10 protein-coding genes are annotated in these 13,844 nt (G+C 65.8%); 5 read left to right on the top strand and 5 right to left on the bottom strand.

The genetic code is table 11. The features are described 5' to 3' along the window. Positions 1-108 precede the first annotated feature (108 nt). The 5 genes from ACDC67_RS13070 to ACDC67_RS13050 form a co-directional block, all read right to left on the bottom strand. A complete protein-coding gene (locus tag ACDC67_RS13070) occupies positions 109-582 on the bottom strand; it encodes a chemotaxis protein CheW (RefSeq protein WP_376693808.1) in 474 nt (157 codons plus the stop codon). Positions 583-591: 9 nt separating this feature from the next. Beyond that, the gene (locus ACDC67_RS13065; RefSeq protein ID WP_376693807.1) at positions 592-6,351 is read right to left on the bottom strand and encodes a hybrid sensor histidine kinase/response regulator; all 5,760 of its coding nucleotides are present in this window, start codon (positions 6,349-6,351) and stop codon (positions 592-594) included. Between the two features lie 92 nt (positions 6,352-6,443). Next, positions 6,444-8,483 (bottom strand): methyl-accepting chemotaxis protein, encoded by a 2,040-nt coding sequence (locus ACDC67_RS13060; RefSeq protein WP_376693805.1) that lies wholly within the window; start codon positions 8,481-8,483, stop codon positions 6,444-6,446. A gap of 163 nt (positions 8,484-8,646) precedes the next feature. Beyond that, the gene (locus ACDC67_RS13055; protein ID WP_376693803.1) at positions 8,647-9,225 is read right to left on the bottom strand and encodes a chemotaxis protein CheW; all 579 of its coding nucleotides are present in this window, start codon (positions 9,223-9,225) and stop codon (positions 8,647-8,649) included. Positions 9,226-9,257: 32 nt separating this feature from the next. Continuing rightward, positions 9,258-9,689: a response regulator gene (locus ACDC67_RS13050; protein WP_376693801.1), complete on the bottom strand. Its 432-nt coding sequence runs from the start codon at positions 9,687-9,689 to the stop codon at positions 9,258-9,260. 187 nt (positions 9,690-9,876) lie between these two features. Here ACDC67_RS13050 and gshB point away from each other — a divergent pair, with 187 nt between their 5' ends. The 5 genes from gshB (at position 9,877) to ACDC67_RS13025 (ending at position 13,610) form a co-directional block, all read left to right on the top strand. Then, complete coding sequence (gene gshB, locus ACDC67_RS13045; RefSeq protein ID WP_376693800.1) at positions 9,877-10,815, top strand: glutathione synthase; 939 nt, start codon at positions 9,877-9,879, stop codon at positions 10,813-10,815. Next, positions 10,812-11,681, top strand: coding sequence for an energy transducer TonB (locus tag ACDC67_RS13040; RefSeq protein ID WP_376693798.1), 870 nt, complete (start codon positions 10,812-10,814; stop codon positions 11,679-11,681). The genes gshB and ACDC67_RS13040 overlap by 4 nt, the downstream gene beginning before the upstream one ends. 84 nt (positions 11,682-11,765) lie before the next feature. Then, positions 11,766-12,287 carry a YqgE/AlgH family protein gene (locus tag ACDC67_RS13035; protein ID WP_376693909.1) on the top strand — a complete coding sequence of 174 codons (522 nt, stop codon included), beginning with the start codon at positions 11,766-11,768 and terminating at the stop codon, positions 12,285-12,287. Then, on the top strand, positions 12,280-12,717 hold the full coding sequence (gene ruvX / locus ACDC67_RS13030) for a Holliday junction resolvase RuvX (RefSeq protein WP_376693797.1): 438 nt from the start codon (positions 12,280-12,282) through the stop codon (positions 12,715-12,717). The genes ACDC67_RS13035 and ruvX overlap by 8 nt, the downstream gene beginning before the upstream one ends. Next, positions 12,714-13,610 carry an aspartate carbamoyltransferase catalytic subunit gene (locus ACDC67_RS13025; protein WP_376693795.1) on the top strand — a complete coding sequence of 299 codons (897 nt, stop codon included), beginning with the start codon at positions 12,714-12,716 and terminating at the stop codon, positions 13,608-13,610. Before ruvX ends, ACDC67_RS13025 begins: the two co-directional genes overlap by 4 nt. The last annotated feature ends 234 nt before the right edge of the window (positions 13,611-13,844 follow it).

The following is a 13,844-nucleotide window of genomic DNA, read 5'->3' as shown; positions in this document are numbered from 1 at the left end:
CAGGGACCAGGGACCAGGGACCAGGGACCAGGGACCAGGGACCAGGGACCAGGTAAGGTCCTGCTAGTCCCTAGTCCCTAGTCCCTAGTCCCTAGCCGCCGCCGGAAATCAACTCGTAAGAGGCAATGCACCAAAGGCTGCGTGAGCAACCAGGTGGCCCAAGCGGTCGAGGTCGGGGAGGACCGCTTCGCGGCCCTCGACTTCTGCCCGCCCGGCGACGGCGATCGGATTGGACTCGGTCGGGATTTCCTCGAAATTGTCTTCCGTGACGGTCACCAGCCTGGGATGGCCCTGGGTGATGACCGCCATGTAAGGCATGCGGTCGGTATCGATCAGGGTCTTGAGAATGCAGATGCGCGCACTCTTGAGGTTCTCGGTTTCGGCTTCCTCGATCAGGCTCGAGAAACTGATGACCGGCACCTGCCAGCCGTGCCACAGGATGGTGCCCAGTACCCAGTCGACCGCCTCGGGAATCGGATCGGGTTCGGTGTAGCCGATCATCTCGGCCACCGTGGCGTTCGGTAGCAGAAGATCTACGCCGGTGACCGGAACCATAACGCTGCGAATTTCGTTATCGGACATGGCTGCTTCTTATCCTTGCGGCACGGGCATCCGGAGCTGGTCGAAGACTTCCTCGACGAGGTCGGCTTCCTGGTAGGGTTTCGTGAGGTAGCCGTTGACGCCGAGATCCTTGGCATGCTGGCGATGCTTTTCGCCGCTGCGCGAAGTGATCATCACCATCGGCACGTGCTTGAGGCGCGGATCGTTGCGCACGTGGGTGGCCAGTTCGTAGCCGTCCATGCGCGGCATCTCGATATCGAGCAGGATCAGGTCGGGGACGCGCTCGAACATCGCTTCGACGGCGTCGAGACCGTCGCGGGCGGTCATCACTTCCAGGCCGCGGTACTCGAGTACGCGGGCGGTGACGCGGCGCATGGTGATGGAGTCGTCGACGACCATGACCAGCGGCGTGCGCTTGACTTCCTCGGCGCGCTCGGCACGTTCGTACTCGGCCTCGAAGCCGGGAAGAAGGTTGCGCTCGAAGGCGCGACGGATCAGCGGGCCCATGTCGAGAATGGGCACGACCTGGCCGTCGCCGGTGATGGTTCCGCCGAGCACGCCGGTGATCGAGCTGATCTGCGGCCCGACGGGCTTGATGACAATCTCGCGATGCCCCTGCAGCTCGCTCACGCGCAGTGCGGCGCGATGCTCGCCGGCCTCGATCATCAGCAGTGACAGCGTGCTCTCGGGCAGTTCCTCGACATCGAACCCGAGCTGTGTCTCGAGCTCGAGCAGCGGATACTGCTCGCCCGCGTATTCCTGGTGCGGGTCGCTGGAATGGATCTGGTGTTCCCATTCCGAGCTGAGCATACGCGTGACACCGCGCACGGCCTGGAGCGGGATGGCGAACTGCCGATCGGCAACGCGCACCATGATCGCCTGCATCACCGTCAGGGACAGCGGAATGCGAATGGTGAACACGGCGCCCCGGCCAGTCTCGGAGTCGGCGCGCACGCTGCCGCCGATCTGGCGGACCTCGTTGGCAACGACATCCATGCCGATGCCGCGACCGGCCAGTTCGCTGACCCGCTCTGCCGTGGTGAAGCCGGGGCGGAAGATCAGCTGGGCCAGGTCGCGATCGCTGGCGTTCTGGTTTTCCGACATCAGGCCCTGGTCGATGCCGCGCCTGCGGATGGCGTCGAGGTTCAAGCCCGCGCCGTCGTCGCGAACGCGCAGGACGAGCTCCGTGGCCTCGCGGCTGACGTCGATATGGATCGAACCCGTTTCGGGCTTGCCGGCGTCACGCCGGTCCTCGGGCGACTCGATGCCGTGCGAGATGGAATTGCGCAGCAAGTGTTCGAGCGGCGCGGTAATGCGGTCGAGTACCGACCGGTCAAGCTGGCCGTCGCCCTCGATATCGACGACCAGTCGGGCCTGTTTGTCGAGTTCGCGGGCGGCGTTGCGCACCACGCGCCTGAAGCGGGGCAGCAGGGTGTTGAACGCAACCATGCGCGCCTGCATCAGGCCTTCCTGCAGTTCCGTGTTGACGCGCGACTGCTGCATCAACAGCGTTTCGGACTGCCGCGTGGCGTCGTCGAGAATACTGGTCAGGCTGGTGAGGTCATTGACCGATTCGCCCAGGCCGCGAGAGAGCTGCTGGATGGTCGAGTAGCGGTCGAGTTCGAGCGGATCGAATGCCTCGTCGGCCGGACCGTGTTCGCGTTCGTAGCGGGCCAGGATCTGAGCCTCGGTTTCGATCTCGAGCTTGCGCAACTGGTCGCGCAGGCGAATGACCGTCTCGTCGACTTCCGCGACGTTGTTGCGGAAGACGTTGACCTGCTCTTCGAGGCGCGACCGGAAAATGCTGATTTCGCCGGCGAAGTTGACGAGGTCGTCGACCAGGGCGGCCGGCACGCGCAGGGTTTCGGTGCGCGCGACCTGGGCTTCCTCGGCCTGTTCCGGCGCTGCGGGTTCCTCCTCTTCGGCCAGTTCCGGGAGGATCTCGGGTTCCTCGATTTCCTCGGCCTGTTCGGGGAATAGTCCGCCGCTGGGCCGATCGGGCATCGGTTCGCGCTTCTCGACGGCTTCGACCATGGCGTGCAGGTGGTCGCAGCCCGCTTCGAGTGCGTCGATGCGCTCGGCCGTGGCGCGATGCAGGCCGGCGGCGATGCCCTCGAGTAGTTCTTCCATGACGTGGGCGACCGCGCCGACCGGATCGAGCCCGACCATGCGCGAACTGCCCTTGATGGTGTGCAGGTCGCGCTGCAGGCTGGTGACGAGCGCCTTGTCTTCCGGCGCCTCTCGCCATTGCTGCAGCGCTTCGTCGGCGTGTTCGAGGACCTCTTCGGCTTCTTCGAGGAAGGCTTCGAGGAGATCCTCGTTGAGATCGCCGTACAGCGCCTCCGTTTCCGCCTCGGATGCGGTTTCGGCTCCAGTCTCTGCTTCTGCCTCTGGTTCGGCCTCCGCCTCGAGCTCGGATTCGGTGTCCGCTTCGGCCTCGAGCTCGGATTCGGTGTCCGCTTCGGCCTTGGCCTCGGCTTCTGTTTCGGCTTCGTGCTCGGCTTCGTGCTCGGCTTCGGCTTCGGCTTCGTGCTCGGCTTCAGCCTCAGCCTCAGCCTCAGCCTCAGCCTCAGCCTCAGCCTCAGCCTCAGCCTCAGCCTCAGCCTCAGCCTCAGCCTCGGTTTCAGCCTCAGCCTCGGTTTCAGCCTCAGCCTCGGTTTCAGCCTCTGACTCCGCTTCGGCTTCCACCTCGGCTTCGTCGTCGTCCGCCGCCTCTTCGCTCTCCGCGCCTTCGGTCGCCTCGGGAGCCATAGCCTCCTCGGCTTCGGCCGCGGCTTCTTCGGCCGTTTCCTCGAGCCCGAAGAAGTCTTCATCCCCGTCGCCGAAGTCGATCTCTTCGGCCTCGGAACTGAACAGGGGTTCGTCTTCGGGCTCGCGCTCGACCCCGGCCGGGGGTTCGGACGGGGGCTGCGTGGATTCGGTTCGGTCGCGGTAGGCGAGGCCGTGCAGGCGTCGCAGCTCCGATGACATCTCGGAAGTCTCGAACTCGCCGTCGTCGACGGCTTCGCCCTGCAGGCGGTCGAGCCGCTTGTGGAAGAGTTCCTGGCAGGCGAGTATGGCCTTCAGGCCCGAATCGCCGGGTGCGTCACCGGAGTGAGCCAGCTCCTCGAGGTATTGCTCGAATATCTGGGCGGTATCGTTCTCGTTGCCGATGGGCGCCAGCCGCATGGTGCCCTTCATGGTGTGAACCGCTCGAACCAGCCGATCGTCCACGGGTTGCGGCATGTCGGCTTCCTGGGCCTGTTTTGCCCAGTCGTCGAGCGTTTCGAGATTCTCCGACAGTTCCTTGACCATCAGCTCGATCAGGGTCGGATCCAGGCCTTCGAGCTCGGCGTTGGTGGCGGCAGCTGCCGCGGCCGCGGGAGATGCCTCGCCGGCGGCCACCTGTTCAGCGTTCTCGGCCAGCTCCGCGCAGGCGGAAGCGTCGTAGGGCTGCTCCCCTTCGCCGCTGAGTCGCGCGCGCATGCTCGGCAGCATGTCCACTGCCGAGGCGACCATGTCGATGACGCCGGGTTCAGACTCGAGTTGCCCTTCGATCACCCGGTTCATCAGGTTCTCGATCTGCCAGGAAAACTCGCCGATTTCCTCCGCACCCGCCATTCTTCCGGAGCCCTTGAGCGAATGGAACGAGCGTCGGATGGTGGTGAGCGTATCGTTGTTGTCGGGTTCCTCGCGCCACTTGGGCAGCATTTCCCTGAGCGTGTCGAGTTCCTGGTCGAACTCTTCGAGGAAGATCTCGACGATGTCGAAATCGTCCATGCCGAAGTCGTCGCCAAAGGCGGACCCGGAAGTCGCCGCCGCGGGTGACTCGCTTTCGGCGTCCGCCTCGGCTGGTTGTTCGCTGTCTTCTTCGAACGGTGTTTCGGCGTGCGTTTCTGTCGCTGCGTCTTCCGTTGCCTCGTCGTCCGTCCGTTCGGGTTCGACCTGCTCGGAAGCGCTGTCCAGCTCCTCGCTGAAGTCGAACTCGCTGACTGGCTCGAAATCCGCTTCGATTTCCAGGCCGGACGACTCGTCGGCCGTCTCCCCGTCCCATTGAAGCCCGTCCAGGTCCGCTTCTTCGCTCGTCTCGGTCTCGTCTTCGACCTGCGTTTCGGTCGGTACGGCCTCGGTATCGGCGAGGTCGGCGTCCTGCTCCGGGGCCACCGGCCAGTAGCCCAGCTCGCGTAGCCGTTCGCGCGTATTGGCGAAGTAGTTGCGGCCCTTCTCGTCGAGCCGCGTCTGGGCGTCGAAGTAGAACTCCGAGACGGTCAGGGCTTCGGCGAGGGTCTCGAGCTCGGACTCCGGGGCCTCGTCGCTGTCGATGAGGCGAGTCTGGATGAGACGCGTGGCCGCCAGCAGCATGGCGGCCCCGTCCTCGAGCTCGGCCATGTAGAGCACGTGGGCGATGCGATCGAGCATGTCGCGCGCTTCGCCGGCGGCGTCGGGCTCGGCCTTGCCCCGGTTGAGTGCGTCGAGCAGGCTCTTGGCGTGGGAGAGATCCTCCCCGGCCTCGTGAAATACCTGCCGGAGCACGCGGCGCCACTCGGAAGGCGGCAGCAGCGTGCCCGTGCTGTCTTCGTCGTCGCGGCCGCTTTCAGCCTCGATGACGCTGATGTTCTCCTCGAGCTGGGATTCGACCACCAGCAGTTCGCGCGCGACGGCAAGCAGGGCCGGGTCCTCGGGATCGGTCCCGATCTCGGAAAGGCGGCTGGCCTGGGCGCGAATGCGATCGGCCAGGTTCTCCAGCCCGAGCATGGCGAGCGATTCGCCCACCGAGCCGAGCAATTCGGTTTGCTTCTCGAGCAGGTCGGGATCGGCCGAGTGCTCGAGCTGGCTGCCGAGCGTGTCCTTGATCTGGGCGAGATCCTCGCGCGCGGCCTGGGTGACGGCGGCGAACAAGCCGCGGTTCTTGCCGGCCAGGAACGCGCGGGCCTGGCCAGTTGCTTCCGGCGCGTGTTCGTCGAGCCTGAAGGCGGTCCAGGCCTGCGTGGCGATTTCGTTACCGGGGCGGTTGATCGCGAGGTTGAACAGAAAGGCGCGGCAGAGGTCGTCGGCCGTCTCGTCGATGTCGGCATCGCCGTCGGTCAGGCGCTTGAGCAGGGCGTCTAGGCGCGCGTACAGGCGCGCTACGGCCGGCCCGCCCTCGAGGTCGCCGGCCGCGAGCGAGGCCGATACGGCGGCAGCGGCCCAGCCGGTGCGGCGGGCGGCATCGGGCAGCCCCGAGGCGTCACGCATGGCCAGGCCGATACGCGTCAGCGCGTCGAGCGCCTCCTGGTTGTCGTTGTCGACCAGAAAGGCCCCGAGGGCCTGCTGGTAGGCGCGGCGCAGCTCAGCCGGCGAATCCGTCGCGTCACCTTCGGGCAGTTCGACGTGTTCGACGGAGGGCCGGAAGAATTCCGCCTCGTCCAGGGGCTTGGCGCCGATGGACGTGCGCAGGTTGTTGATGGTCGGCAGCAGCACCAGCGGTGCGTCACGCTGGGTGCTCTCGAGGTAGTCGAGGTAGTCGGGCAGGGTGGCCGTGGCTTCCATCAGCGCGTTCAGGGCCTCTTCCTCGCGCCCGAAATCGTCCTTGCGCACGGCTTCGAGGGCGTCGGCCATGGCTTCGCCGAGGAGGTCTCCGCTGTCGAACTCGAGCACCGACAGGCTGCCGGCGATTCGGCGGCAGGCCTCGATGGCGCCGTCAAGATCGGCCGGGTCGCGATCGGTGCCGCCCTCGCTCCAGCGCTCGACGGCCTGGAGAATCTCCTGGCCGAGTTCGTCGATCAGCGGACGGGTCCACTGCAGAGACTGGTTAGTGCTCGAGCTGCTCATTTCGGCAAGTTGTCTGGCGGGCTGCAACGCATGGCATTCGGTCTCCGGTAGCCGTCAGGCGGGCATCAGCGACGCCCGCCGTCGGCATTCGATCATTCCTCGTCTTCAGGCAGCTTGAAGTCGGCCACCGAGTCGCGCAGGTCGCGCACCAGTTCGGCAAGGTTGGCCACCGATTTGGCGGTCTGGCCGGTACCTTCCGTCGTCTGGATGGAAATATCGCGAATCGAGTTCATCATCTCGGCGATGCGCGTGGCGTTCTTCGATTCCGTCTGGGCCTGCTTGGAAATCTGGGCAATCAGGCCGGCGAGGTCGTTCGACACGTTCTCGATCGATTCCAGGGCTTCACCGGCGTCCTCGGCCAGTCGTGCACCGGAGACCACCTGGGAAGTCGTCTGCTCCATGGAGGTGACGGCTTCGGAGGTGTCGGCCTGAATGGTTTGCACCAGGGCCTCGATTCGACGCGTGGCGTTGGTGGCGCGTTCGGCCAGTCGCTGAACTTCGTCGGCAACCACCGCGAAGCCGCGGCCGGCGCCGCCGGCTGAAGCGGCCTGAATGGCGGCGTTGAGGGCGAGCACGTTGGTCTGCTCGGAAATGCCGTTAATCAGTTCGACGATGTCGCCAATTTCCTGCGAGGACTCGCCCAGGCGCTTGATTCGCTTGGAGGTTTCCTGGATCTGGTCGCGAATGCTGTCCATGCCAGTGATCGTCTGGCGCACCATGTCTGCACCGCGGTTGGCGATCTCGACCGAGTTCTGGGCGACGTCGGCCGATTCGCTCGAGCGCTTGGCCATGTCGTCGAAGCTCTGGGCCATTTCGTTGATCGTTTCGGTGGCCGAGCGAATTTCCTTGGCCTGGTGCTCGCTGGCCTCGGCCAGTTGCGTGGTCGTCGCCCGGGTTTCCTGCGCCTGGGCGGCCACCTGCTGGGCCGTCGTGTTGACGCCGGAGACGAGGTCGCGAAGGGCCTCCACGGCGTAGTTGACCGAGTCGGCGATGGCCCCCGTGACGTCTTCGGTCACGGTGGCCTGGACGGTCAGGTCACCATCGGCGAGCGAGGACATTTCGTCGAGCAGGCGCAGAATGGCTTCCTGGTTGCGCTGGTTGACCTCGGCGGTCTGCTTGGCCGCGCGGCGCTGCTGGAAGTAGGCGCCGGCGCCGATCAGGAACAGAATGAGCAGGGCGGCGGCGGCGATCGCCAGGCCGGCGATCAGCGAAGGCCACAGGACGCCTTCGCCCAGGTTGGCGTAGTCGTCGGCCAGGTCGCGCGCCTGGTCGGTCAGGTCTTCGGCGTCGAGGAAGATCTCGTCGGCGGCGTCGCGGACCTCGAACAGGTCGGTCGAGGCGGTGAGAATGGTGTCGACGTCGTAGCGGACTTCTTCAAAAATCGGAACGACTTCGGCCAGGGCTTCCATCACGGTGCTGTTGCGCACCGCCTGCAGGCCGAGTTCCTCGTCGCCGTTGATCAAGCCCTCCAGCACGCGGTTGAACAGGCTGGCATCGCGGCTGAAGGCGTCCGCGGCGGTGATCGCACCCTGACCGCCGGCCAGGATGTCATTGACGCGGCGCAGCATGCGGTCGGCCAGCGCCAGCTGGCGGCTGGCGACGTAGATCTGGACCGACGGCGCGCCGGTTTCGATCATGCGGCGCACGACTTCGTCGGCCTGGGCCTGCAGTCGCGGTATATTGCTCGAGAACGCGGACGCCGATTCGGCCAGTTCCACGACCAGGTCGGATCGATCGAGAATGGCGGTGGCGTTGGCGTCGATGCCCGACCAGATTTCCTCGAGCGTCGACAGCGGCGCGTCGACCCGGTCCGGGGACGGCGGCAGGCCGGTGTCGGGGTCGCCATTGCGCAGGGTATTGATCGACTCGTCAATGATGTCGCGCGTTCTGCCCAGTTCGTCGAACGCCTCGAAGTTACCCACGGCGGCCTCGCCGGACGCCTTGGCCAGCTGCTGGGCGCGCACCTGAATCTCGGTCGTCAAGCCCAGGTACTGCGTTTCCTGCACGTTGCGCTGGTTGAGCAGGTAGAAGTTGTAGGCCACCAGGCCCAGCAGGGCCACCAGCAGGATGAACAGCAGTGCCTGTGCGGGAGAAAGTCGCTGCTGCGATGTTTGTGACGCGACGCTACTCATGCCTTCACCTCATTGTTGAATACTTCGGGGCATCCGGCGGCCAGGCCGTGCGACCGGATGCCTTGTCCATCTGCTGTGGTTGTCGTCGACGCCCGGGCATGTTGCCGCGAGCATGCGTTGTTTTCGGAATGATCTTGCACTGTTGGTTCCGTCCCTTGCGATTTCAGTCTTCCCGCGCGCCGTTGATGAATGCCTGGTTGCGCTGGAGTTCATCGACCCGGAGTACGCCCCATTTTCTTTCGCTGGTTTCGAATTGCTGCTGCACCAGGCCCGACAGCGGTGTGTCGTTCCAGTCGGCCTCGTCCTTGAGGTCGTCGGTATGGAAATGGCGCTGCCCGAAAACCTCGTCGACGACCAGCCCCGCCAGTCGTCCCTGCATGCGCGAGATGATCAAGCGCGTGCGATTGGTCACCGGCGTGCGGCTGCCGAACAGGAACCAGCCCAGGTCGGAAACCGGCGCCAGGTTGCCGCGCACGTTGGCCAGCCCCAGCAGCCAGTCCTTGGCGCCGGGAATGGGGGTGAAGGGCGGGAAGGCGATGATTTCCTCGACCTGGTCGATCCGGCAGGTCAGGTAATAATCCCCGAGACGGAATACAACGCCGTCCCAGTTGCTGATCTGTTGCTGCCGTGCGGCTTCGCCGACATCGTGATCGAGACTGCGCCGCTCGTAATCGGCCAGCCGCGCGAGTAACGGCGGTCGGCCCGATTCGGTTGCAGTCGCGAATTGCTGATCCCCTTGCATTGTCCCTCTCGAAGTTCCTCTCGCGGCCACCGTCAGGCCGCTTCGGTCCGTTCGCGCTGCTGGCGCACGGCCGCGAGCAGCTCGTCGCGCGTAAATGGCTTGGTCAGGTAGTGGTCGGATCCGACAATGCGTCCCCTCGCCTTGTCGAACAGGCCGTCCTTGCTGGTCAGCATGACCACCGGCACGTTCTTGAATCGCGCATTGTTCTTGATGATGGCGCAGGTCTGGTAACCGTCCAGACGCGGCATCATGATGTCGACGAAGATCAGATCGGGCTCGTGCTTGTGGATCAGGGCGAGGGCTTCAAAGCCGTCATTGGCCGTGATGACCTCGCAGCCTTCCTTGCTCAGCATGGTTTCGGCCGAGCGGCGGATCGTCCGGCTGTCGTCGATCAGCATGATCTTGAGACCGCTCAGATCGGCCACTGCGTCTGCCCCGCTATCCGTGTTCTGGTCTGCACTCATTGTCTACCTGATGCTGCTGGCGGATACACCACAAGGACTGTGACGGCCTAGGTTAGTCTATCTCCGCCGAATTTGCCAATCCAGTAGAATTGTGTCACAGAAGTCCATGGGAATACAGATGTTTCCCGATTCGGCAGACCGCATTCAACGCCACTGGCCCAAGCCAGTCTGACGCAACGGAGTCCGCATGCGCAAGAACCTCGTCGTGGTCATGGACGACATCGCCGCCATCAAGGTCGTCAAGGACACCAGCTTTGCCATGCTGCTGGAAGGCCAGCGTCGCGGCTATCGCCTGTGGTACCTGGACGAAACCGATCTGTATCTCGATGGCGCCCAGGCATGCGCGAGAATGCAATCGGTGACCGTGCGTGACGATGCCGACGACTGGTTCGAAACCGGCGAGACGGTTGACCGCCCCCTGGGTGCCGACGACCTGGTGATGATGCGCGCCGACCCGCCCGTGGACGACAACTACCTGTTCGCCACCTACCTGCTCGAACAGGCCGAACGCGCCGGGGCCAGGGTCGTCAACCGCCCGCGCTCGCTGCGCGATTTCAACGAGAAGCTGGCGATTGCCCGCTTCCCGGAGCTGATCCCGGCGACCCTGGTCAGCGCCAGCGCCGGCAGCCTGCGCGAATTCGTCCGCCGGGTGGGGCGGGCTGTGCTCAAGCCGCTCGACGGCATGGGCGGCAAGAGCATCTTTCTGCTCGATCGCGATGATCGCAATCTCAACGTCGTCGTTGAAACGTTGACCGACAGCGGCCGGCGCATGGCGATGGCGCAGGAGTACCTGCCGGCCATCAGCGACGGCGACAAGCGCGTCCTGATCGTTCACGGCAAGCCGGTCGACAAGCTGCTGGCCCGTATCCCGGGCCAGGACGATTTTCGCGGCAACCTGGCGCGCGGCGGGCGCGGCGAAGGCCGGCCGCTGGGCGCGGCCGACCGTGCCATCGCCGAGGCGGTTGCCCCGGTGCTGCTCGAACACGGCATCGAGTTCGCGGGTCTCGACATCATTGGCGACTGCCTGACCGAGATCAACGTGACCTCACCGACCTGCGTCAGGGAACTGGACGCCCAGTTCGGGATCAACATCATCGGTGACCTGTTCGACGCGATCGATCCATGAGTGCAGCGCGCCCGGCGACACGCGGTAGCGACTCCCTGGCCATTGCCGCGGCCGTGGCCGTCGGGCTGCACGCGGCCGTGATCGGCCTTGTCCACTTCGATTTTCTCGGGCGCGAGCCCGACAGCGTACCCAGCAGCCTGGATGTGGTCCTGGTCGAGTGGGCGACGGAAGAGGCGCCGGAAGAGGCGGACTTTCTGGCGCAGGCGACGCAGCGCGGCGGCGGAACGGCCGAAGAAGTCGATCGTCCGGCCGAGCCGGTCGCGACCAGCCGGGTCGAAGAGGTCGCCCCCATTGAGCAGGAGGCCGCCGATGCCGCCGACCGTGAAGAGCCCGAGCAGGTCGACGAGATCGTGCAGGTCGAAGACAGCGATGCCGAGCGCCCGGTCCGCGAAGAGACCGAAGTCGACGAGCAGGTCGAGGTCTCCACCAGCGAACTGATGGAGCAGACGCGCTCGATGGCCCGTGCCTCCACCGAGCGGCTCAGCGATGCGGCCGATTACCCCGAGCGGCCCAGGCGCAAGTTCGTCTCCGCCAACACCCGCGAGCATCTCTACGCCGGCTACATGCGTTCGTGGGTGTCGAAGGTCGAGCGGGTCGGCAACCTCAATTACCCCGAGCGGGCGCGGCGCCAGAACCTGGCCGGCGCCCTGGTGCTCAGCGTCGACGTGCTCGAGGACGGCAGCATCGGCCGGATTCGCGTGCTGCGCTCATCGGGCCACGACGTGCTCGACGAGGCGGCGGTGCGCATCGTGCGGCTTTCTTCCCCCTTTGCCCCCTTGCCCGAGGAGATCCTGCGCGAAGTCGATGTGCTGACCATCACCCGGACCTGGCAGTTTTCCAGCTCCGGCGTGCTGCGCGGTGGATGAGCGCGCGATCGTCCCCATATCAGCTCACGAGTCCACTGATAGAATGAACCCGTGAGCTATCTTGAGCATCAATTCCTTATCGCCATGCCCGGCATGGAAGATCCCAACTTCATGCGCGGCGTGACCCTGTTGTGCCAGCACAACGAGGAGGGCGCGCTGGGCATCACCGTCAACCGCGAGTCCGAGTACGTGCTCGAGCACGTCCTCGAGCAGCTGGGCCTGGAGTGCGACGATGAGCGCATCGCCGGTCTGCCGGTCTACGTCGGCGGCCCGGTCCATCCCGAGCGCGGCTTCGTGCTGCACAGCAACGACCGCAGCTGGGAGGCGACGGTGGACGTCGGCGAGGGGATCTGCGTGACCACCTCGCGCGACGTGCTCGAGGCCATCGCCCACGGCGAGGGCCCGCGGAAGTTCCTGGTGGCGCTGGGCTACGCCGGCTGGGAATCCGGGCAGCTCGAGGATGAAATGCGCGACAACGCCTGGCTGAACGTGATGGCGACGGCCGAAGTCATTTTCGACCTGCCGGTCGATCAGCGCTGGGAAGGCGCGGTGGCGCGGCTGGGCATCGACGTGGCCAACCTGCAGCCGGCCGGCGGGCATGCCTGAGGCGGTTGCCGCGCTGCTGGGTATTGACTTCGGAAAGCGCAGCGTGGGTCTGGCGGTCGGACACCGACTGACCGGTTCGGCGCGCCCGCTCGAGCCGATTCGCTACCGCGACAGCGACGGGCTCATGACCCGCCTCGACGAAGTCCTGCGCCAATGGCGCCCCGCGACCATCGTCGTCGGCCTGCCGCTGGCCGGTGACGGCAGTGAATCGGACATGAGTCGACGGGTGCGCGAATTCGCCGCCCGCCTGGCCGAGCGCCGTCCCGGCGCCGATGTCCGGTTCCAGGACGAGCGCCTGACCTCGCACGCCGCCGCCGAGCGCCACGCCGATCGCCGCCAGCAGGGGCGGGCCAAGCGCAGCGACGCGAAACGGCTCGACAGCGTGGCCGCCTGCCTGATCCTGGAGTCCTGGATGGGGGAGAACCCGTGACCGATCGACATCTGCTCGACATCGACAGCCTCGGCGACGGCGATATCGATCGCATCCTCGATCGCGCCTGTGCCCTGGCGGCCGGCGCAAAAGGCCATCCCGTCGATGCGACGATAGCCAACCTGTTCTACGAGCCGAGCACGCGCACCCGGGTGTCCTTCGAGCTGGCCGCCGGCCGCCTCGGGATGCGCGTGGTCAATATCGAACTCGAGCGATCCTCGGCGACCAAGGGCGAGACCCTCGAAGACACCGTGGCGACGCTGACCGCCATGGGCGTCGATAGCGTGGTGCTGCGACACCCGGAAAGCCATCGGGTCGGGCAACTGGCCGGGGCGGTATCGGGCCTGCGCCTGGTCAATGCCGGCGACGGGACCCACGCCCATCCCAGCCAGGCCCTGCTGGACGCGGCCACCCTGCGCTCGCGCGGCATCGAGCTGGCCGGGCTGAAGATCGCGGTCGTGGGCGATATCCGGCATTCGCGCGTGGCAGGTTCCGGCCTGCGCCTGTGGCAGCGGCTGGGCGTGTCCGAAATCCGCCTGGCCGGGCCTCGGTCCCTGCTGCCGGCAAGGCCGCCCGTGCCGTCGGCGAGCCTGCACGAAAACCTTGCCGACGCCGTGCGCGGCGCGAACGTGGTGATGATGCTGCGCGTCCAGCACGAGCGCATGGACCGCGCCGGCTGGCCTGATCGCGAGAGCTACTTTGCCGACTGGGGTCTGAAGGAGACCGACCTGGAAACGGCCGAAGCCGGCTGCCTGGTCATGCACCCCGGCCCGATCAATCGCGGTATGGAGATCGATGCCGCCGTCGCCGACGGCGAGCGTTCGCTGATTCTCGATCAGGTGAAGATGGGAGTGTTCGCGAGGATGGCGATCTTCGAGTGGTTGTTCGACTGAAGTCCGCGGCCCGGTCGTCGGGGGCGCTTGGGCCGCGTCCTCACACGTGAACCCAACTCGGTGATCTGATCCTTGGTCTCGGGGCGCTTCGCGGCCTGGAGCGTTTGGTGGGCTGGCGCCACCGCACGTTCGGGTGGCCTCGACACGTCAAAATCTGTTTCGCCCGGGCCCGCTTCGCGGGGTCTTGCGGCGACTCACTTTTGTCATTCGCGACAAAAGTAAGCAAAAGCGCTT

The sequence above is a fragment of the Wenzhouxiangella indolica genome (assembly GCF_042310355.1).
Lineage (GTDB): Bacteria > Pseudomonadota > Gammaproteobacteria > Xanthomonadales > Wenzhouxiangellaceae > Wenzhouxiangella.
Note: the sequence above shows the minus strand (reverse complement) of the source record. Positions and strands in the feature narration are given on the sequence as shown.

Excerpts from the sequence above, each read along its gene's own strand:
- ACDC67_RS13060 (WP_376693805.1), bottom strand. The coding sequence starts at position 8,483 with ATGAGTAGCGTCGCGTCACAAACATCGCAGCAGCGACTTTCTCCCGCA.
- ACDC67_RS13050 (WP_376693801.1), bottom strand. The coding sequence starts at position 9,689 with ATGAGTGCAGACCAGAACACGGATAGCGGGGCAGACGCAGTGGCCGAT.
- ACDC67_RS13065 (WP_376693807.1), bottom strand. The coding sequence starts at position 6,351 with ATGAGCAGCTCGAGCACTAACCAGTCTCTGCAGTGGACCCGTCCGCTG.
- ACDC67_RS13055 (WP_376693803.1), bottom strand. The coding sequence starts at position 9,225 with ATGCAAGGGGATCAGCAATTCGCGACTGCAACCGAATCGGGCCGACCG.
- ACDC67_RS13035 (WP_376693909.1), top strand. The coding sequence starts at position 11,766 with ATGCCCGGCATGGAAGATCCCAACTTCATGCGCGGCGTGACCCTGTTG.
- ACDC67_RS13070 (WP_376693808.1), bottom strand. The coding sequence starts at position 582 with ATGTCCGATAACGAAATTCGCAGCGTTATGGTTCCGGTCACCGGCGTA.
- ruvX (WP_376693797.1), top strand. The coding sequence starts at position 12,280 with ATGCCTGAGGCGGTTGCCGCGCTGCTGGGTATTGACTTCGGAAAGCGC.
- ACDC67_RS13040 (WP_376693798.1), top strand. The coding sequence starts at position 10,812 with ATGAGTGCAGCGCGCCCGGCGACACGCGGTAGCGACTCCCTGGCCATT.
- gshB (WP_376693800.1), top strand. The coding sequence starts at position 9,877 with ATGCGCAAGAACCTCGTCGTGGTCATGGACGACATCGCCGCCATCAAG.